Consider the following 17,459-nt stretch of genomic DNA (forward strand, 5'->3'; position numbering starts at 1 on the left):
ATTGTCATGAGCACCGCGCAAATCACCAGGCCGCTGTTCCACCGCCTCGACCGAATCGTCTCGGGGGGGTATCGCCTGATTGACCGCGCGTTCGACGGCTATCGGCCCGAGCGGCATTACATGCGCGGCCCGGGGCCGAAATGGTACGCCAAGCACGGCGCGGCAGCCGCTGCTGCAATCTGACTTAGCGGCTCAATACGGAGGCGCCTTCTTCGCCCGCTGCGCCTTGGCCGCTTCCACCCACCACGCCAGATCATCCGCAAAGCGGGGGAACGCCCGCTCCAGCGCCTTGCCGGCCTCGCCGGTCGGCTTGCCGTCGTCCGAGAGGGTTTGCGCGATCGGCCCGACCCCGATCGTGGAAGAGATCACCACCATGCCCATCTCGGAGAGCGTGCCGTGCCAGGCCGTCGCGGCGCGGGCGCCGGAGAGACGCCCGGCCGAATAGCTGACGATGGCGGCCGGGCGCCAGAACCACTCTTCGAGAAAATGGTCGGTGAGGTTTTTCAGGCCCGGCTGCATGCCCCAATTATATTCGCCGGTGACGAACACAAAGCCATCGGCGCCGCGGATCTTTCCCGCGAGTTCTTCGAGCACCGCCGGCGCCTGGCCTTTCGGATGCTCCTTGTACATCCGGTCCAGCATCGGCAGGCCGACCGCCTTGGCGTCGATCAGCTCGACATCGTCGCCGCGGCCGCGCAGGCCCTCGACGACGAACTGCGCCAGACGGATGCCCATGCGGTCAGAGCGATAGGAACCGTAGAAGACGAGAATGCGAGGCGGCATGATGTAGGCAGGCTAACACGGCCGCCGGGGGTTCGCCATCAGCTGGCTCAGCTCAACCAGGTATCGCCCGAGCGATCCAGACGATGCTCATTCCTGTGCATCGACAGGCCGCGATAGAAGCCGATCATGCCCCAGACAAAGACGCCCAGTATCAGCGTCACGCCGACGTATTGAGATATGTTCTCCATGCCCTTTGGTCGAGGTGGATGGAAAAGGGTTCAGCGCCGTCATCCTCCGGGACCGGACGCCGGGGCACCGTCAGCTCTGATGTGGTCCCCGCATCATCTTCATGGCGTCTTCGATATGGCGCCACTCACTGGCTTCCTCTTTCTCGCCTTTGCGCTCGCAGGCGACCGCGTTCTGCGCCGCCTGGGCAATCGCCGCCGGGCCATGCTTCTCGAGCATCTGCCGCGCGATGGTGTGGATTTGCATCTCGGATGTCATGTCGCGCTCCCTGAGGTTGGCGCCGCAGGAACCGGTTCCCCCCTGCAGGGCTGCGGCCTGTTGTGAGAACCGCCGAACCGGCCCGCTCGTTCCACGCCGGGCACCCCTCATCCGGGTTCCCCTCACATTTCCCCGAGCTCCGGCGGCTCAAACCAGTTGGTCAGCGACAAGCCGCCATCGATTGTGATCGCCGAGCCCGTGACATAGGCCGACACCCGGTTCGAGAGCACCGCCAGCGCCAGCGGCGCGAGGTCGCCGGCTTCCCCGAGACGGCCGAGCGGAATGTGTTTTGCCAGCGACGGATCGGCAACAAAACCGCCGGCGGCAATCGCGCCGGGCACCAGCGCGTTGACGCGGATGCCGTAGCGGCCGAACGTTTTTGCGAGCTCCTTCACCAGCATCGCCATCCCGGCCTTGGCGGTCGAATAATGCGGCAGATTGCGCGGCGTGCCTGAATGCAGCGAGGTCAGCAGCAGGAACGAGCCGGGCTGTTTCGCCGCGATCAGCCCCCGCGCCAGTTCGCGCGAAAGGTGAAAGCCGGCCTCGAGATTGACCGCATGCATCTGCGCCCAGGTCTCAGTGCTGACGGCCATCGCATGATCGGCCTCCCGCCGCGGCGGCGAGGCGCTATGCACGAAATGGGTCACCCGCCCGACGGCGGATTGCGCATCCTTCAACAGCGCTTCTCGCGCCGCGGCGCTGGCGAGATCGCCGACCCACGGCACGGCCAATTCGGGCCGCGGCGAAGCCTTGATGGCGGCCGCAACGCGCTCCTCGCTGATATCGGCGAATACGGTCCGGACGCCCTCGCCGACCAGCGCCTGCGCGATGGCCCGGCCAATGCCATTGCCGGCGCCCGTCACCAGCGCCGCCTCGCGTGCGGGGTCGAATGGATTGCCGAGCAGGCTCATGGCGTTCTCCCAGACGGTATGGCGATCAAGCATAAGTCGGCACACCGTTCTGCGCCAATACGCCCAGCACAACGAACCGCATCGACCGGCAAGACCAACAATTTCTTTCGGAACCCGGCTGCAAAACACAAGCGGCTGGTGCCATAGTCCGGCCAATTGCCACAAATCGGCATCGTACCGGCAAAGACCCCATGGGAGAGACAATGGCCTTGAAGGAATCTCACGTCGCGGGTGTTTCCACCACCGTCCGCGACGTCACGCTGGGCCAGTTGCTGGAGCAGGCCGCGCGGTCGGCGCCGGACCGGCTCGCGCTGATTGCGGGTGTCCCCGACCCCGCGGCACGCCGCCAGTGGACGTATTCGGAACTTCACGCCGAGGCGCAGCGCACGGCGCGCGCCCTCCTCCGCCGCTTCAAGCCGGGCGAGCGGGTCGCCGTCTGGGCGTATAATTTGCCGGAATGGGTGATGATGGAGTTCGGCGCCGCGATGGCCGGGATGGTGCTGGTCACCGTCAATCCGGGTTTTCGGGCCAACGAGGTCGAATATGTACTGAAGCAGTCCCGCGCGGCCGGCGTCTTCGTGGTGCCGGCGTTCCGCGGCAATCCGATGCTGGAAACGGTGCGGGAGGTCTCAGCCCGCTGCCCGGAGTTGCGCGAGATCATCTCGTTCGACGACTGGGATACCTTCATCGCCGCCGGCGACGACCACGGTATCGCGCTGCCGGACGTCAAGCCGACCGATCCGGTCATGATCCAGTACACGTCAGGCACCACCGGATTCCCAAAGGGCGCGCTGCTGCATCACCGCGGGCTTGCCAATAACGGCGCCGATACCGCCGTGCAGATGGGGGTCGAGCCCGGCGACGTCTTCATCACCACGATGCCGCTGTTCCACACCGGCGGATGCGTCTGCTGCGTGCTCGGCGCGGTGTCGCGCGCGGCTACCCAGGTGCTGATTGAAGCGTTCGAGCCGGGCCTCGTGCTGGAAATGTTTGCGACCTATCGCGGCAACGCCATGGTCGGCGTTCCCACCATGCTGGTGGCGATGCTGGAACATCCCTCCTTCGCCACGACAGACCTGTCGTCGGTCAAGGCGATCTGCTCGGGCGGTTCGACCGTGCCGGCCGCACTGGTGACGCGGTTCGAAAAAGAGCTCGGCGCGCCCTTCACCATCGTGTTCGGCCAGACCGAATGTTCGCCGGTGGCGGCGATGACAAAGACCACTGACACCATCGAGGACAAGGCCGGCACCATCGGCCTGCCGCTGCCGAATATGGAGAACAAGATCGTCAATCCCGACACCGGCCAGACCGTTCCGATCGGCGAGATCGGCGAGTTCTGCACGCGCGGCTACCACGTCATGCTCGGCTATTTCGAAATGCCGGACGCCACGGCCGCTTCCATCGACGCCGATGGCTGGCTGCATACCGGCGACCTCTGCGCGATGGACGCCCGCGGCTACTGCACCGTCGAGGGCCGGCTCAAGGACATGATCATCCGCGGCGGCGAGAATATCTATCCGCGCGAACTCGAGGAACTGCTGTTCCGCCATCCCAAGATCAGCGAGATCGCCGTGGTCGGACTGCCGCACGAAAAATGGGGCGAAGAAGTCGCCGCCTTCATCCGCCCGGCGCAAGGCGCCGTGATCGACAAGGAGGAACTGTCAGCCTACATGCGGGCCTCGCTGGCCCCGCACAAGACGCCAAAACACTGGTTCGTGGTCGAGGCGTTTCCGCTGACGGGCTCCGGCAAGATCCAGAAGTTCAAGTTGCGCGAGATCTGGGCAAAGGGCGAACTGACGGCGCTTTGATGCGTCAGACGCTTTTCGAAGGTTGTGCCGGGCTGCCGTCGGCGCTAGCCTCGCCAAAACCGGAAGCCAAAAACCGTAAAAGCCTAAGGAAAAGTGTCAGGGAGAGGTCATGATGCGCGGTGCTGCGTTGCTTGTTGGTTTTGTTCTCGTTGCGACGGCGGCGCATGCCGGCCCTCGTTCGGAATATGTGACGATGATGCTGCAGGCGTTCGCGGCCAAGGTGGAATGTCCCGGCACGGATGTCGTCTATCAGGATCTGGTGCAGAAAGCCCAGGAGATGCAGCAGCCGGATGGCACCACCGAGCAAGTCCGAAAGGCCATTGCGTACGTGCATACCGGCGGAAAAATGGGTGAGCGCCCGGATGACCTGCTCTTGCAGGAGGTCGCCATCGCGACGAGGACGACCGACCTCGACCAGAGGCGCGTCGGCATGACGACCTGGTGCGAGACCCAGAAGGGCAGGCTTGCAGGCTTCATCCGCGCCAAGAACTAGCAACCGTTTCGCAAGGACGGTGGCGCGGCCTTATTCACCGGGCTGGCTGGGCATCACGCTTGTCCGTAGCCATCGCTTGCGCGGATCCGTCGGCGCGTATCCCTTCTCCTTGTAGACGTCTTTCAACTTGTAGACGTCTTTCAACCGGCACCAAAACGGCCTAACCTCCCTGCTCACCGTCTGCGGGAGCCGACATGCAAACCCGCGTCAGAAAGACCGCGCACGTCCTGGAGCGCCTTGGCCTGGCGATGGCCGGCGCGGCAAGCGGATTGTTTGTGGCTGCACTCGTCGGCACCAGCATCGCGCAGTTCACGTCACAGGCTTTCCTGCTTTTGATGATGCTCGGCGGCGCGGTCGGATTCTATCTCGGCATCGACACCCCGCAACGTCCCTTCTACACCGATGGCAAGTCGTCGGACGGGCATTGGGATGGCAAGATCGACGCGCCGGAATTGCTCAGCGCGGTCGGCACGTTCCTCGCCGCAGGCGCCGCCTTTGCCTCCGTCTGCGTGATCGTGCTCCGTCACGATCCGTACCTCGCCTGGACCTGGATGATCATGGTCGGCTGGGTCGTGGGAATCACCATGCAGACCGTTGCCGGCGCGATTGCACGTCGCCGGCAGTGACGCGATTGCATCCTATCGGTCAGACCGGCCGATGACCGCCATCAACTCCGATATCTTCTGGCGCTGATCTGATTTGTCACCACTCGCAATCGCGTGCTCGACGCAATGCGAGACGTGATCCTTCAACACTTCTTCTTCGACACGCCGGAGCGCGGCGCGCACCGCCGATATCTGCGTCACGATATCGATGCAGTAGCGGTCCTCGTCCACCATCCTGGAGAGGCCGCGGACTTGGCCCTCGATGCGGCTCAGACGTTTTTGACAGGATGCCTTGATGTCTTTTCTCATGCGGCTTATATACCCCTACAGGGTATGGGTTGCAAGGGACTGCATTCGCGATGAGCCACCACGACAAGAACCCGGCAAGCAAGACCCCGGACACGAAGGCCAATCCGGACGGCGCAACTTCCAACCCGTGTTGCAGTGGCCACGATCATCACGCCCACACCGACCACGGGCACCACAGCCATCATGATCACCACGCCGCTGCCAAGGTGCTCGACCCCGTCTGCGGAATGACGGTCGATCCCGCGACCAGCAAGCATCGCTTCGACCACCAGGAGAAGACCTTTCACTTTTGCTCGGCGGGCTGCAAAACCAAATTCGCCGCCGATCCAAGGAAGTATCTCGAGAAATCATCGGCGAAGCCCGTCCCCCAAGGCGCCGACGACGGCACGATCTACACCTGCCCGATGCATCCCGAGATCCGTAAAGTCGGGCCCGGAAGTTGCCCGATCTGCGGCATGGCGCTGGAGCCGGAGGTTGCAAGCCTCGATACGCCGCCGAACCCCGAACTCGCCGACATGACGCGGCGGTTCTGGATCGGCCTCGTGCTATCCGTTCCGCCGGTGCTGCTGGAGATGGGTGGGCATCTGGTCGGCGGTCACGGCCTCGTCGACCCGGCGCTGTCAAACTGGATCCAACTCGCGTTCGCGACGCCTGTCGTCATTTGGGCCGGCTGGCCCTTCTTCGTGCGCGGCTGGCAATCGCTGCTGACGCGTAATCTCAACATGTTCACGCTGATCGCTGTTGGCACCGGGGTCGCGTATCTCTACAGCCTGGTCGGCACCATCGCCCCGCAAATTTTCCCGGCCGCCTTCCGCGGCCATGGCGGCGCGGTCGCGGTCTATTTCGAGTCCGCCGCCGTCATCACCGTGCTCGTTCTGCTCGGCCAGGTGCTGGAGCTGCGCGCCCGCGAAGCGACGTCGGGCGCCATCAAGGCCCTGCTCCAGCTGGCGCCGAAGACCGCGCGCCGCATCAGCGAAGACGGCGCCGACCATGAAGTCGAAATCGACAGCCTTGCGGTTGGCGACACCTTGCGCGTCCGCCCCGGCGAGAAAGTGCCGGTCGACGGCGTCATTCTCGAAGGCCGCTGCTCGCTCGATGAGTCGCTGGTAACAGGCGAATCCATGCCGGTCACCAAGGAGGCCGGGGCCAAGGTGATCGCCGGCACGCTGAACCAATCGGGCGGGTTCGTGATGCGCGCGGAGAAAGTCGGCCGCGACACGCTGCTGTCCCAGATCGTCAAGATGGTGGCGGATGCGCAGCGCTCGCGCGCACCGATCCAGCGGCTCGCCGATCAGGTTGCGGGCTGGTTTGTGCCCGCGGTCATTGCCGTGGCGCTGATCGCCTTCGGCGTCTGGTCATACTTCGGGCCGGAGCCGCGCATGGCGTTCGGTCTCGTCGCCGCCGTGAGCGTGCTCATCATCGCCTGCCCCTGCGCGCTCGGCCTTGCGACGCCGATGTCGATCATGGTCGGCGTCGGGCGCGGCGCGCAGGCCGGCGTGCTGATCAAGAACGCCGAAGCCCTGGAGCGCATGGAAAAGGTCGACACGCTGGTGGTCGACAAGACGGGCACACTGACCGAAGGCAAGCCGAAGGTTACAGCCATCGTGGCGACCTCGGGATTCGACGAGAACGAAATCCTGCGGCTCGCCGCCAGCGTCGAACTTGCGAGCGAGCATCCGCTCGCCGACGCCATCGTGCGATCCGCCAAAGAGCGTCAATTGGAACTCGGCAAGGTCGAAGCGTTCGACTCGCCGACGGGCAAAGGTGCGACCGGCAAGGTCGACGGCAAATCGGTTCTGCTCGGCAATTCGAAGTTCCTCGGTTCGCTTGGCGTCGATACCCATCCGCTGGATTCCGATGCCGAGCGCATGCGCGCCGACGGCGCCACGGTCATCAATATCGCCGTCGACGGCAGGCTTGCCGGCCTGTTTGCCATCGCCGATCCCGTCAAAGCTTCAACTCCCGCAGCGTTGAAGGCGCTGGCGGACGAAGGCATCAAGGTCATCATGCTGACCGGCGACAACAGGACCACGGCGCAAGCGGTCGCACGGCAACTCGGCATATCGGACGTCGAGGCCGAAGTGCTTCCGGATCAGAAGAGCGCCGTAGTGGCGAAGCTGCAGAAGGCGGGGCGGATCGTCGCCATGGCCGGCGATGGCGTCAACGACGCTCCGGCGCTGGCGGCCGCCGAAGTCGGTATCGCCATGGGAACCGGCACCGATGTAGCGATGGAAAGCGCCGGGATCACGCTCTTGAAGGGCGATCTCGGCGGCATCGTCCGCGCACGAAAACTGTCGCAGGCCACCATGCGCAACATCAGGCAGAACCTGTTTTTCGCCTTCATCTACAACGCCGCCGGCATCCCGATCGCCGCGGGTATCCTCTATCCCGGTTTCGGCATCCTGCTGTCGCCGATCATTGCCGCCGCGGCCATGGCGCTGTCGTCGGTCAGCGTCGTCGGCAACGCCCTGCGGTTGCGCGTCACGCGGCTGTGAACGAGCGTGCACGATTTGGAGATCGTTAATCAAACCGGCGCGCACGCAGCCTCCTGTTCAAAAAAAATCCACAATGTCCGCTACGAAAGGAACTCTGTTTTCAAAAAGGAGAATTTCCATGCGGTTAGGACACGCGATCTTTGTGGCGACGACAGCCGCCCTGCTCGCGGCGGCAGTACCCGGGCTTGCCAAAAACGCCGAGACGCCGAAGACCAGCGAGCAGCCGGCGTCATCGTCCTGCCATTCCTACCAGCAGACGTCAGATGGATCATGGACCGAACTGCCCTGCCAGGAACTCGGCGCGCCCGCGCCGTCGCGCAAATCCTCGCCGCGAAAGACGGACGAAGAGGACCGTTGAAGGGTGAAGTGTTGACCCATCCGTGGATTGCAACGGTCACGCTGCACCGGTGATCCCGGGGGTACATGCGGAATCGATAGGACAGGCCGCGACAAATCGCGGCGGGCAAATCGCCCTGCGCCGGCGGCGCGATGTACGCCCTCCTGTGCCTTCGGCTGCGGTCCCGGTCGCCCCCGGTGTCGCCCATCTCCCGGCTTGTTCGGTGCCGGTGCGGGTTGCCATTGCCGCCGCTAGGCGGCTGATCCACCGATCCTGCAAGGCGCGAGCCTGCCATGAATGGGAAACTGGTCTGGCCACCAGCTTTTGTTGTACCGTGGTTGGACCAACTTTAGGGGGTCTCATGAACAGGCATTGCGTATTTGGCCTTTGTGCAATCGCGTTGTTCACAATTCCTGCTTTCCCAGGCAGCAGCGTGGCGCAAGGAAAGTCACTCAAGGATCAACTCGTCGGCACGTGGATTTACGTGTCCAGCACAGGTAAGCGCGAGGATGGCAGCGCCGTGCCGCGGCCAAGCGCCCAGGGCGCGGTGACCTACACGGCAGACGGCCACTTCCACTTCATTACCGTGCGCACCGAGGTGCCGAAGTACGCGTCGGGCGATCCAGCACGACCGTCCCCCGAAGAAGCCATGGCCGTTGCGTCGGGCGTGGTCGCCTACACCGGGACTTACACGCTGGACGAAAGCACGAAGACGGCTCACCTCAACATCGAGACGAGTTCGGTTCCGAATTTCGTCGGAGCGCCCAATCAGCGCCGGATCGTCACGTCGATTACCGACGAGGAACTGAAGCTCACGAACCCGCGCACACCCGCAGGTGTGACACTGGAGTTGGTGTTCAAACGGGCGAAGTGACCAGCCTGCCATGCCATCGTCCGCGTCGAGATGACGTGATGCCGTCCGCAATCGGTCGCCGTCCGCGCCGTGATGCCGGCGTTGTCGTCGCCGGTCGTGATGACGCGATGCGCGCGAGCGCTGGCCATGTGATCCCCGTCACATCGCGACGAAAGCGGTGTCGCTAAATGTGGCCGCACCAGCCGGGATGATCGCGCTGGTTAAATCAAAGGGGAACTGTGATGACCGAAGCAATCAATGCGAGCGACGTTCTGAATGCGCAGGAACTCGATGCGGTGTCTGGCGGCTTTATGCGGCTCCCCTTGGTGGCGGTCAAAGTGCTGGAAATCAAAGGCGGAGGAACGGGCGGTGGTGGGGGTGGTCAGAACGATCCGGCCCAAATGTTTCAACAGATTTTGCAGCAACTGACCCAACAGGGGTAAGCGCACCGGGTGCAGGCCGACGCGGCGTGATGACTGTCGGCGCGGGACCGTCGAGGGATGGCGACCTGCGCAGTCGGCGCTAAGGTACTGTGAAGGCCGAAAATCCGATGCGGGCCCGGTGCGAGCGTATTTGCAATCGCGCATTCCCGGTTTTAGTTTCTGTACGATCCGTCCATAATAGGCGGCGCGCGCCGATGGACCACAAGCAGCCTCAAACTGCGAATGCTTGATGGCTGCTTCCGCCCCGGGAGCGGACATTGCCAGTGAGACCAGTCATGTCCGGACAGTGCCCACAGCGGTCATTCGGCTACGTTGCCGGGAATGCCGAGCTTGACCCGCGTGCAGCTCACTAGACCTTCCGCGCGAGTGGCTTTTGAGGATTGCCTTGTTCGTCCATCATATTGGCGCTGAAGCAGTCAACATCCTCGGGAAGGAGAGTCCATGCCGCGGCGCTGCGCGTGAAGATGTGCGAGTCAGGTTTTACCCAAGATGGATCATCGTAAACGCCGGCGTAAATGATCTGAAGAGTGGGAAACCGCTCCAGGGTTACCCCGAGGCGAGTGCCGCAAGTTGGGCAGAAGTTGTAGTGTAGCAGTCGTCCGTGATCTGGCGAGCGATACGTGTACGTGCTGGAAGGGGCACCTTCGAAGCCTACGGCCTTTCGAAGAAAAATCAGTTCGACAGTGAATGCGCTACCGGAGGTACGTTGGCAGAGCGGGCAATGACAAACCGTGACCTTTATCGGGGCTCCCACGGTCCGAAATCGTACTGCGCCGCACAAGCATCCGCCCTCGTGAAGCTCTTCGCTCTTGCCGCCATCATTCATTGTTCGCCCCCGGCTTCTCAACCCGAAGGTAGGCCAACTGCAGGCGTCACCACAACCTCATCGAATGTCCGTGTTGGGTCAAAGTGAGAAGCCCGGACGTTCAACCGGCAGGTCGGCTGACATGTACGCGCCACGTCGGCCGCGTCATTGCCCTGTCGGTTGAGCCCTTGTACAAACCGAGTGGGAGGAGTTTTGTTGGCTCGTGAGCAGCGCCGATTGGCGGCAATCGTTACAGCCGGTGTGGTCGGCTATTCGCACGCCGCCTATGAGCAGATCTGCTATTCGTCGCTGATGCCGCGCACCTATCGCAGCGCGCGGCTGCTGGAGAGGGTCGACTGATGGCCACGCTCTATCACGTGCCCACCTCGCGCTCGCTCCGCGTGCTGTGGACGCTGGAGGAGATCGGCGCCACGGTCGAAGTGAAGTCTCTGGGTGTTCGGCCGCGGCTGCAGGAGCCCGAGTATCTCGCGATCAATCCGGCCGGCACGCTGCCCGCCCTAATCGACGGCGACCGGGCGATCTACGAATCGCTGGCGATCTGCGAATACCTGGCGGCCCGGCATGGTTCCGACCTGGTCGTGGCGCCGGACGAGCCGGAGCGGCCGGAGTTCGTGCAATGGCTGTTGTACGGCGAGGCTACACTGCAAGCGCCGCTCTCCGCGATCGCGCGCGTCCGCCGCATCCGGAACAAGACGCCGGAGATGCAGACCGGCATCGATGCCGTGCTGGCTGATGCTCGCCACTCGCTCTCGATGCGGGCAAAGCTACTCGAGCAGCGGCTGGAGGGTCGTGACTTTCTGGTGGCGGGGCGGATGACGCTCGCCGACATTTCGGTCGGCTATCCGCTCAACCACATGGGAAAGCCCGACTTCGCCTCGCTGCTCGGTCCCCGCGCCACGGCCTATCGTGAGCGCCTGCTTGCGCGGCCAGCGTTCCAGCGCGCCGCGGCCGTTCCCTAGCCTGGGCGGCGCCCGGAATATAAAAGGCGGCCTTTACGCTGACTTGAGTAGAGAGGTCCGCTTCCGATGTTAAAGGCGGACTCCGGTCGCGTGCCTTATCATGTCTCAGAAGTGCTGCCAGGAGCGACCTAATTCATCCTTTGTACCGGCGGCGGCGTCCAAGAACCGGCCAGAAATTCTGACTTCGGCGAATAGAGCCGCATCAGTAGCGTGAACGGCTTTTTGGCGACGGGCAGCCAATTCGCCTCCTTATCACCGCCGGGTGTGTCCGCCCGTATGTACAGATCAAGCGAGCCGTCAACACTGGTGACGAGTTTGTCACGGTCGCCCAGTGCCATCCGATTAAGCGCATTCGGGATGAAATAGCCGTCGGTGTCGTACGCCGTGACAGACCAGAACGCATCGACAGGCGGAAACTTACCCTTGTCGAAATGCAGGACGTAGCTGCTGTTGCCATCGAGCGGCCGGCCATCGCTATCCGTGGAAAGCGAAGGATAGACGGCATCCTGCGGCAGGTTTTCGCCGAGGCAGCACAAGGCGATGGCGGCCCGATAGACGTAGTCCACCCCGTACACACCGCCGCGGGTGGTATAGACCCAATCCTTCCCTCCTTCGCCGCCTGCCTGCCTGGCGGCTTTGGCGAGCAAAGCCTTGCCGTCGCCGGAGCCGCGCTCGAATGCCTGTTTGATTTGCGGCGGTGTGACATTGAGATCAAAATTTTGGCCCACCTTGAAGCCCACGCGCTCAAGTCGATGGATCATCGGATAGTCGAACGGTCCCGGCGGGTTATCCTTCAGGAGTTCTGCGAAGCGGGCGAAGTATGCTGCCGCATCCATCTTCTCGATCTGCAAGGGCTGTGGTGTTCTCATGTCGATAGCCGGATCGACGATGCCTTTCGGCGCTGTGTAGTTGCCCTTGCCCCATGCCGACAGCGGCGTCAGCTTGTAGCTCGCCTGAATCTTGTAGACGTTGTCGTAGTCCGCGACGCCGTTGGTTTGAGTGCGTCCGCCGACGCCCACGAAGCGGGTGGGACTGCGGATGATTTCGAGCCCTGCCGGAGGTTGTCCCTGCCAGCTTGGGCCGACAAGTAGAAACTCGCGAGCAGAGTTGCGCCCAGTGGTGCGCGTACCCGGCACGGCGAATACGTCGGTCCAGAAGCTTAGCAGGGGCAGCATGAAGTAGCGATCTATCGCCGGCACAGAGAGCACGATCGGTTCAGGGCCGAGATCAAGGTGGGCGCTTGAGTAGAGCGTATCGACGTTTGCCCGTACCACGGCCTTGAAGTCCGCTGGAGGGAAAGCACGGGCGTGACTAAACTGGTTATAAGGTCCCTGCGTTACGATGCCGGTCGGCGCGGCATAGTTAGCTCCCTGCCGCGTGAAGACATCCATCAACAGCAACGGATAGGCGTAGACATACGCGTCCTTTGCGATGTCATAGGATTCCTGTTCAGAAACGTCTTGCGATGACGCCGACGAGATGGGCGCCAGGGCGAGTCCAAGTGCAATGATTCCCAGAATCGTTCTGCTCATGGCCCGCTCCGTTTCGTTCGGCCCAAGGCATCATAGGTTCGAAATCTGCTCCAGATCCGACAGCTTCCATGTCTTCTCGAACAGCGGCTTGTCGGGATCGTAAAAGCGCATGGCGGGGAAGAACGCCTTTCCCGGTGCGGTGTAGATCCAGTTTGCCTCCTTGCCTTCTGGTGCCTTGGGACCGAAGTAGATGTCTACCGAGCCGTCGGCGTTCCGCTGCATGGCCTGATTGTAGCTATCAAGCGTAACCACCGGCGCTTCACGTATGTGCGCCGCGGTATCCACCGCGTACACGATCATTGACCAGTATTGCTTCGCCAGAACGTTGGCCGGGATGTGCACCTTGTAGGTCCGCTCGCCGCTCAGCCGATCGCCGCTGCTATCGCTGAATGCGAAGAGATACACCAAGCTTTCGCCCGTCTTTTTCGGCAGGCCAAAAGCGGAGTAGTTCGCCCAGCCGCGAGCGTCCACGTCCAACATTTCGGCGGTCTGGAAGGTGAAACCAGATTTGATGCCCTTCGGGTCAGGTGGGGACCATTTTCGATCCGGCCACCACGGTTGGCTGTATGAGGTCAGTCCTTCGATGAACAATGCTTTTGCTTCCCGCGCTGCGGCCCGCAATATAGTCTGTGTCGCCGCGTCGGGTTTGAAGGCTTTGCCCTTCTCAATGCCGATACTTTTGAGCATGCCCATCGTGATTAAATCGCGCGGCAGCACCGGTTCTTCCTGAACCATGCGGTTGAGTCTCTCAAAAAACCGTTCGTCGAAATCGGCAATACCATCGAAGGTTTTTCCGTAAATATCGATGTAGCGCTGCTCTTGCGGGTTGGCGGCCTGCGCGAGCGGGTAGACCCGTATCTTCTTCACCAACGCCAATGCAGCCGCGACATCGGTCTCGCTTGGACTGTTGCGGATTGCCCGATAAAGCGCGTAGCCGTTGTATGTCGGATATTTGACGGGAATGTAGCCTGCGGGGATTTCCGCATTGAAGTCCGGCGGCAGCAGCAGGTACTTCGCACCCTTGCCCTGGTCGAGGCCCGCAGGGCCTATATCGTTCATCGGCTCATCCCAGGCATTGACCATGGAGCCCAGGAGCCCGGCGCCCATAGCCGCCGGAATCTCCACCGCGACCGGACCGTCTTTCAAATTGTAGTTGAAATAGATGTAGTTCGTCGAAGCGTTGGGCGTCGTGACCTGGAATTTCCAATTCTGTGGTGTTGAGAAGTAACAAATGTCGTTGTACTTAGCTCCGACATCGCGGAAGTACGCCTCCCGCATCGCGTCCGTATTGACCAGCGGCATGCCCCATATCGCCGCTTCAACGGCGCGCCGCTCGATCGTGCGACGGGCAAGACCATCGGCGGAGTAGTTCTGCGCAAATGCGCTCGTTGCGGCTGAGAAAAGAAAGATGCACGCGGCGAGGACAGCTTTCATGAGCATCACTCCCGGCTCTATCGCAGAAAGTGTATGCCTCCCACGTGGCGGGTCAATATCCGCTTGGGTGCCATTAGCGGAAGTCGCACTTCATTCGTTCACTCGTAGCCACGGGCGAACACTGGCTGCGATGGTCATTCAGGCAGCCCGGCTTGCCGCAATCCTTCTTCCAATCGCGAGAGGTCTTCGGCCCGTCGAAAAGGGGGGAGCACGTATTTGAGATTGGAAATACGTAGCGCGGGATTGAGTTGCCGCAGCCGAGCCATTGCCTTGTGTGCTTGCTCCGGTCGCCCGGCCATTGCATTGCTCGCGGCGGCAATGCGTAAACCAGGTTGAAAGTCCGGACTGTCCTGCAATGCCATTGCCGCCCATGACACAGCTTCGTTATAGCGGCCCAGTAAGAAATGGGCATACGCGGTCCCGCCTCGCATTGCTCTCAGAAACGGATCAAATGGGCTCAGGCGCATGGCACGAGCGAAGCGCTCGATTGCCCATTCTGGCTCGCCGAGAAAGTTTTTTACCCAGCCGCCGGAATTCCATGCCTGGGCCAAATTGGAATTGAGCGCAAGCGCGCGATCGATCAAGGCGGCGCCCACCTCGAGATCGCGAACAAAGTGTGCTAGCGCAAACCCGCCGGTGGCGAGTGCGATCGCGTCATCCTTGCCCAACTCAACCGCCCGCTGGGCGAGCCTCGTCACTTCGGCAATCTCGTTCGCTGTGTCTGAAATCCAGCCATTGTTCTTGGCCGTAGAGTAGCAAAAGGCGGCACGACCGTAGGCGGACGCAATATCGGGGTCGAGCGCGATTGCGCTGTTGAACAGGCGCAACGCCTCCTCGTTCGCTTGCCGGTTGTCAAATTGATAGAACGCGGCCAAACCACGTAAATAGAGGGCATAGGCGTCGAGACTCTCGGTCGGCTTGCGCCTGGCACGCTCGATCTCGGCTTTTTCCACCGCTGGCGCGATCGCCCCGACGACGCTCTCGGTCACCTGGTCCTGCAAATCGAAGATATCGCCGAGGCCGCCATCAAACCGGTCCGCCCAAAGATGTGCGCCCGTGGCGGTATCGACGAGCTGTCCCGTGATGCGCACCCGGTTTGCCGCCTTGCGAACGCTGCCTTCCAACACGTAGCGCACCCCCAGCTCACGCCCGACCTGCTTCACGTCGACGGCGCGCCCCTTGTAGGTAAAGCTCGAGTTGCGGGCGATGACGAACAGCGCCTTGAAATGCGACAGCGCGGTAATGATCTCCTCCACAATTCCATCAGCGAAGTAGTCCTGTTCCGGATCACCGCTCATGTTCTGGAATGGAAGCACAGCGATCGATGGCTTATCAGGAAGGGCAAGGGCGGGCTTCGATTCTGGCGAAACTGTCGTTTTCGATTCCTTCGCGCCAGAAATCGCGAACACTTGCAGCGGTCGCGCGATGTTCTTCAGCGCGATCTCGCCCTTGTCGTCAAAACACACATTGATCCGGTCACGGACCTGATCGTGAACAGCACGAGAGATCGAAATGCCTCCCGGCACAGCGATGCTTTCAAGCCGTGCTGCGATATTGACGCCATCGCCGAAGATATCGTTGTCGTCGAGAATGATGTCTCCCAGATGGATTCCGATGCGGAACTCGATACGCCTGGCCTGGGGTATCTCCGTGTTCTCGTCAGCCATGTCGCGCTGAATTTCGACGGCGCATCGCGCTGCATCGACGGCACTGGCAAATTCGACCAGCATACCGTCGCCAGTGGTCTTGACGATGCGGCCGCGATGTTTGGCGACTGTGGGGTCGACAAGCGTTTTTCTGAAAGCCTTCAGTTGCGCCAGCGTGCCTTCCTCGTCGGCACCAATCAAGCGGCTATAACCGGCGACATCCGCCGCCAGAATAGCCGTCAGTCGCCGCTCTACGGGCTCGCTGCTCATAGACACGCTCCCGGCTCGGGAAACTAGTTGTCCATCATAGCAGCATCGTGGGCGGCTGTCCGGGCAGGACCAATGTCCGATTTGGGTCATTTTCTGACTCCGCGCGGTCCAGACCGATGTCAGCTCTTGCTGTGACAGCAGACATTAACGGGGACCTCCATCGGTTGTCCGGGTCCTGTGAAGGGCGCGACTTTGCGCCGGGACCGCGCGACTGCGACGTTTGAGGATATTTGCCCTCGCGCAATCCCGGCTTGATTTTGTGCCGCTCGGTACACGAGGTGGTGCGTCAATGAAACAGTGTACCTTAGGACAATGTCCTTTGATCCAATTGTGGAGACCTTCAGTCTATTTCACGTTAGGTCCGGGCGTTTCGCGGCATCACACTCGCTTGGGAAGAGATTATGTCTGGCGCTTCAATCTATAGCTACGGCAGCAAGCCACCAATCACGACCGAAAATCTCTCCTGCGAAGGCTCAGGAAAAATTGCGAACGTAGCGCCGTTTCGACCAAACAGTGAGCCTCAACTTGCGATGGATCGGCTCTTACGCGAATACCTCGCACGCAAATCGCCAGGGGCGCGCGGGTGAACCAAGACGTTCCGGGGCCTCACGTGCCCCGCTGCTTGAGCGCCCACAGCCGATAGGCTTCGTCCTCGTTGCGGGTCCGGCTCTATCGGCGGCGGGAACAGCTTCGCGCCTTCCACACGGAAATGATCGCGACCGCGGCCCAGGTTTTTCCCGGCTTGTGTGTGCTGATCGTTGGCCCAGTCGGGGATCGTCGGCGCGAACGACTGACGAAGACGACCGCTGAAACGCGAAGTCTTGACCCATCCGTCGATTGCAACGGTCACGCGGCGCCGCGTGATCCCGGGGAGCACATGCGGATTCGATAGGGACAGGCCGCGACAAATTAGCGCGACGGGCAAATCAATTCTGATTTACGGAAATCATGTCAAGTACAAAGTTTCTGTAAATCAAAAATATTTCCCTTTTCTTCCACCCCAAATCACCGGCACATCAATAGCCATCCCGTCCCACTCAGAGGGGCGTTGGCCATCGTCACGACGAGGGACGGGTCGCGGTGGACGCTGACGTTGCGATTGACGGTCGCGGCTGAAGCGTACGGCGAAAGCGTGTGGTCCTGGCGCCCGTAACGGCGTCAAGTCCTTAAGGGAGCTAACGCTTCCGAGGGACGACGGTGGCAATAGAGATCGTCTCACCGGGGAGAGCGCGCCATAAGCCGTAAAGCCATTGCGCAGGGAATGTCGGATGCTCTCCGCTGCCCTGTATGCTCGTGTGCACCATCTTGTTG

The 17,459-nt window shown here is 61.9% G+C and carries 19 protein-coding genes; 10 read left to right on the top strand and 9 right to left on the bottom strand.

Annotation, left to right across the window (positions count from 1 at the left end; all coding sequences use genetic code 11):
* The first annotated feature begins 6 nt into the window (after positions 1 to 6).
* Entirely contained in the window at positions 7 to 183 is a 177-nt protein-coding gene (locus tag JQ575_RS38415) for a hypothetical protein (RefSeq protein WP_212038400.1), read from the top strand.
* 9 nt (positions 184 to 192) lie between these two features.
* Here the strand turns inward: JQ575_RS38415 and JQ575_RS38420 are convergent, their stop codons facing one another.
* From JQ575_RS38420 to JQ575_RS38435, 4 genes are all read right to left on the bottom strand, one after another.
* Positions 193 to 783, bottom strand: a complete 591-nt coding sequence (locus JQ575_RS38420; RefSeq protein ID WP_212038381.1) for an NADPH-dependent FMN reductase — start codon at positions 781 to 783, stop codon at positions 193 to 195.
* A 47-nt stretch (positions 784 to 830) separates the two neighbouring features.
* Positions 831 to 971: a hypothetical protein gene (locus tag JQ575_RS38425; RefSeq protein ID WP_212038382.1), complete on the bottom strand. Its 141-nt coding sequence runs from the start codon at positions 969 to 971 to the stop codon at positions 831 to 833.
* Between the two features lie 70 nt (positions 972 to 1,041).
* A complete protein-coding gene (locus tag JQ575_RS38430; protein WP_212038383.1) occupies positions 1,042 to 1,227 on the bottom strand; it encodes a hypothetical protein in 186 nt (61 codons plus the stop codon).
* 122 nt (positions 1,228 to 1,349) lie between these two features.
* The gene (locus JQ575_RS38435) at positions 1,350 to 2,138 is read right to left on the bottom strand and encodes an SDR family NAD(P)-dependent oxidoreductase (protein ID WP_212038384.1); all 789 of its coding nucleotides are present in this window, start codon (positions 2,136 to 2,138) and stop codon (positions 1,350 to 1,352) included.
* Positions 2,139 to 2,341: 203 nt separating this feature from the next.
* Between JQ575_RS38435 and JQ575_RS38440 the strand changes: the two genes are divergently transcribed.
* The 3 genes from JQ575_RS38440 to JQ575_RS38450 all read left to right on the top strand — a co-directional run bounded on the left by JQ575_RS38440 (position 2,342) and on the right by JQ575_RS38450 (position 5,065).
* Entirely contained in the window at positions 2,342 to 3,946 is a 1,605-nt protein-coding gene (locus JQ575_RS38440) for an AMP-binding protein (RefSeq protein ID WP_212038385.1), read from the top strand.
* Positions 3,947 to 4,058: 112 nt separating this feature from the next.
* A complete protein-coding gene (locus tag JQ575_RS38445) occupies positions 4,059 to 4,439 on the top strand; it encodes a hypothetical protein (RefSeq protein WP_212038399.1) in 381 nt (126 codons plus the stop codon).
* A 194-nt stretch (positions 4,440 to 4,633) separates the two neighbouring features.
* Positions 4,634 to 5,065, top strand: coding sequence for a hypothetical protein (locus JQ575_RS38450; RefSeq protein WP_212038386.1), 432 nt, complete (start codon positions 4,634 to 4,636; stop codon positions 5,063 to 5,065).
* 12 nt (positions 5,066 to 5,077) lie between these two features.
* On the opposite strand, the gene JQ575_RS38455 is transcribed toward JQ575_RS38450, so the two are convergent.
* Positions 5,078 to 5,353 (bottom strand): metal-sensitive transcriptional regulator, encoded by a 276-nt coding sequence (locus JQ575_RS38455; protein ID WP_212038387.1) that lies wholly within the window; start codon positions 5,351 to 5,353, stop codon positions 5,078 to 5,080.
* 50 nt (positions 5,354 to 5,403) lie between these two features.
* Here JQ575_RS38455 and JQ575_RS38460 point away from each other — a divergent pair, with 50 nt between their 5' ends.
* The 4 genes from JQ575_RS38460 (at position 5,404) to JQ575_RS38475 (ending at position 9,481) form a co-directional block, all read left to right on the top strand.
* Entirely contained in the window at positions 5,404 to 7,848 is a 2,445-nt protein-coding gene (locus JQ575_RS38460; protein ID WP_212038388.1) for a heavy metal translocating P-type ATPase, read from the top strand.
* Between the two features lie 118 nt (positions 7,849 to 7,966).
* Positions 7,967 to 8,206, top strand: coding sequence for a hypothetical protein (locus tag JQ575_RS38465; protein ID WP_211994771.1), 240 nt, complete (start codon positions 7,967 to 7,969; stop codon positions 8,204 to 8,206).
* Between the two features lie 340 nt (positions 8,207 to 8,546).
* On the top strand, positions 8,547 to 9,059 hold the full coding sequence (locus tag JQ575_RS38470) for a lipocalin-like domain-containing protein (RefSeq protein WP_212038389.1): 513 nt from the start codon (positions 8,547 to 8,549) through the stop codon (positions 9,057 to 9,059).
* 221 nt (positions 9,060 to 9,280) lie between these two features.
* Positions 9,281 to 9,481 carry a hypothetical protein gene (locus JQ575_RS38475; protein WP_212038390.1) on the top strand — a complete coding sequence of 67 codons (201 nt, stop codon included), beginning with the start codon at positions 9,281 to 9,283 and terminating at the stop codon, positions 9,479 to 9,481.
* Between the two features lie 349 nt (positions 9,482 to 9,830).
* On the opposite strand, the gene JQ575_RS46740 is transcribed toward JQ575_RS38475, so the two are convergent.
* The gene (locus tag JQ575_RS46740) at positions 9,831 to 10,307 is read right to left on the bottom strand and encodes a GFA family protein (RefSeq protein ID WP_212038391.1); all 477 of its coding nucleotides are present in this window, start codon (positions 10,305 to 10,307) and stop codon (positions 9,831 to 9,833) included.
* 195 nt (positions 10,308 to 10,502) lie between these two features.
* Between JQ575_RS46740 and JQ575_RS38485 the strand changes: the two genes are divergently transcribed.
* The gene (locus JQ575_RS38485) at positions 10,503 to 10,646 is read left to right on the top strand and encodes a hypothetical protein (RefSeq protein WP_212038392.1); all 144 of its coding nucleotides are present in this window, start codon (positions 10,503 to 10,505) and stop codon (positions 10,644 to 10,646) included.
* On the top strand, positions 10,646 to 11,266 hold the full coding sequence (locus JQ575_RS38490; protein ID WP_212038393.1) for a glutathione S-transferase family protein: 621 nt from the start codon (positions 10,646 to 10,648) through the stop codon (positions 11,264 to 11,266). Before JQ575_RS38485 ends, JQ575_RS38490 begins: the two co-directional genes overlap by 1 nt.
* A gap of 128 nt (positions 11,267 to 11,394) precedes the next feature.
* On the opposite strand, the gene JQ575_RS38495 is transcribed toward JQ575_RS38490, so the two are convergent.
* From JQ575_RS38495 to JQ575_RS38505, 3 genes are all read right to left on the bottom strand, one after another.
* Positions 11,395 to 12,798, bottom strand: a complete 1,404-nt coding sequence (locus tag JQ575_RS38495; protein ID WP_212038394.1) for a DUF1254 domain-containing protein — start codon at positions 12,796 to 12,798, stop codon at positions 11,395 to 11,397.
* Positions 12,799 to 12,828: 30 nt separating this feature from the next.
* Entirely contained in the window at positions 12,829 to 14,232 is a 1,404-nt protein-coding gene (locus tag JQ575_RS38500; RefSeq protein ID WP_212038395.1) for a DUF1254 domain-containing protein, read from the bottom strand.
* 134 nt (positions 14,233 to 14,366) lie between these two features.
* Complete coding sequence (locus tag JQ575_RS38505; RefSeq protein WP_212038396.1) at positions 14,367 to 16,148, bottom strand: adenylate/guanylate cyclase domain-containing protein; 1,782 nt, start codon at positions 16,146 to 16,148, stop codon at positions 14,367 to 14,369.
* Between the last annotated feature and the right edge of the window lie 1,311 nt (positions 16,149 to 17,459).

It is taken from the genome of Bradyrhizobium sp. JYMT SZCCT0428 (assembly GCF_018131075.1).
Classification (GTDB): Bacteria; Pseudomonadota; Alphaproteobacteria; order Rhizobiales; family Xanthobacteraceae; genus Bradyrhizobium.

Bases quoted from the DNA above. Each gene is read 5' to 3' on its own strand.
- JQ575_RS38415 (WP_212038400.1), top strand. From the start codon at position 7: ATGAGCACCGCGCAAATCACCAGGCCGCTGTTCCACCGCCTCGACCGA.
- JQ575_RS38420 (WP_212038381.1), bottom strand. From the start codon at position 783: ATGCCGCCTCGCATTCTCGTCTTCTACGGTTCCTATCGCTCTGACCGC.
- JQ575_RS38425 (WP_212038382.1), bottom strand. From the start codon at position 971: ATGGAGAACATATCTCAATACGTCGGCGTGACGCTGATACTGGGCGTC.
- JQ575_RS38430 (WP_212038383.1), bottom strand. From the start codon at position 1,227: ATGACATCCGAGATGCAAATCCACACCATCGCGCGGCAGATGCTCGAG.
- JQ575_RS38435 (WP_212038384.1), bottom strand. From the start codon at position 2,138: ATGAGCCTGCTCGGCAATCCATTCGACCCCGCACGCGAGGCGGCGCTG.
- JQ575_RS38440 (WP_212038385.1), top strand. From the start codon at position 2,342: ATGGCCTTGAAGGAATCTCACGTCGCGGGTGTTTCCACCACCGTCCGC.
- JQ575_RS38445 (WP_212038399.1), top strand. From the start codon at position 4,059: ATGCGCGGTGCTGCGTTGCTTGTTGGTTTTGTTCTCGTTGCGACGGCG.
- JQ575_RS38450 (WP_212038386.1), top strand. From the start codon at position 4,634: ATGCAAACCCGCGTCAGAAAGACCGCGCACGTCCTGGAGCGCCTTGGC.
- JQ575_RS38455 (WP_212038387.1), bottom strand. From the start codon at position 5,353: ATGAGAAAAGACATCAAGGCATCCTGTCAAAAACGTCTGAGCCGCATC.
- JQ575_RS38460 (WP_212038388.1), top strand. From the start codon at position 5,404: ATGAGCCACCACGACAAGAACCCGGCAAGCAAGACCCCGGACACGAAG.
- JQ575_RS38465 (WP_211994771.1), top strand. From the start codon at position 7,967: ATGCGGTTAGGACACGCGATCTTTGTGGCGACGACAGCCGCCCTGCTC.
- JQ575_RS38470 (WP_212038389.1), top strand. From the start codon at position 8,547: ATGAACAGGCATTGCGTATTTGGCCTTTGTGCAATCGCGTTGTTCACA.
- JQ575_RS38475 (WP_212038390.1), top strand. From the start codon at position 9,281: ATGACCGAAGCAATCAATGCGAGCGACGTTCTGAATGCGCAGGAACTC.
- JQ575_RS46740 (WP_212038391.1), bottom strand. From the start codon at position 10,307: ATGAATGATGGCGGCAAGAGCGAAGAGCTTCACGAGGGCGGATGCTTG.
- JQ575_RS38490 (WP_212038393.1), top strand. From the start codon at position 10,646: ATGGCCACGCTCTATCACGTGCCCACCTCGCGCTCGCTCCGCGTGCTG.
- JQ575_RS38495 (WP_212038394.1), bottom strand. From the start codon at position 12,798: ATGAGCAGAACGATTCTGGGAATCATTGCACTTGGACTCGCCCTGGCG.
- JQ575_RS38500 (WP_212038395.1), bottom strand. From the start codon at position 14,232: ATGAAAGCTGTCCTCGCCGCGTGCATCTTTCTTTTCTCAGCCGCAACG.
- JQ575_RS38505 (WP_212038396.1), bottom strand. From the start codon at position 16,148: ATGAGCAGCGAGCCCGTAGAGCGGCGACTGACGGCTATTCTGGCGGCG.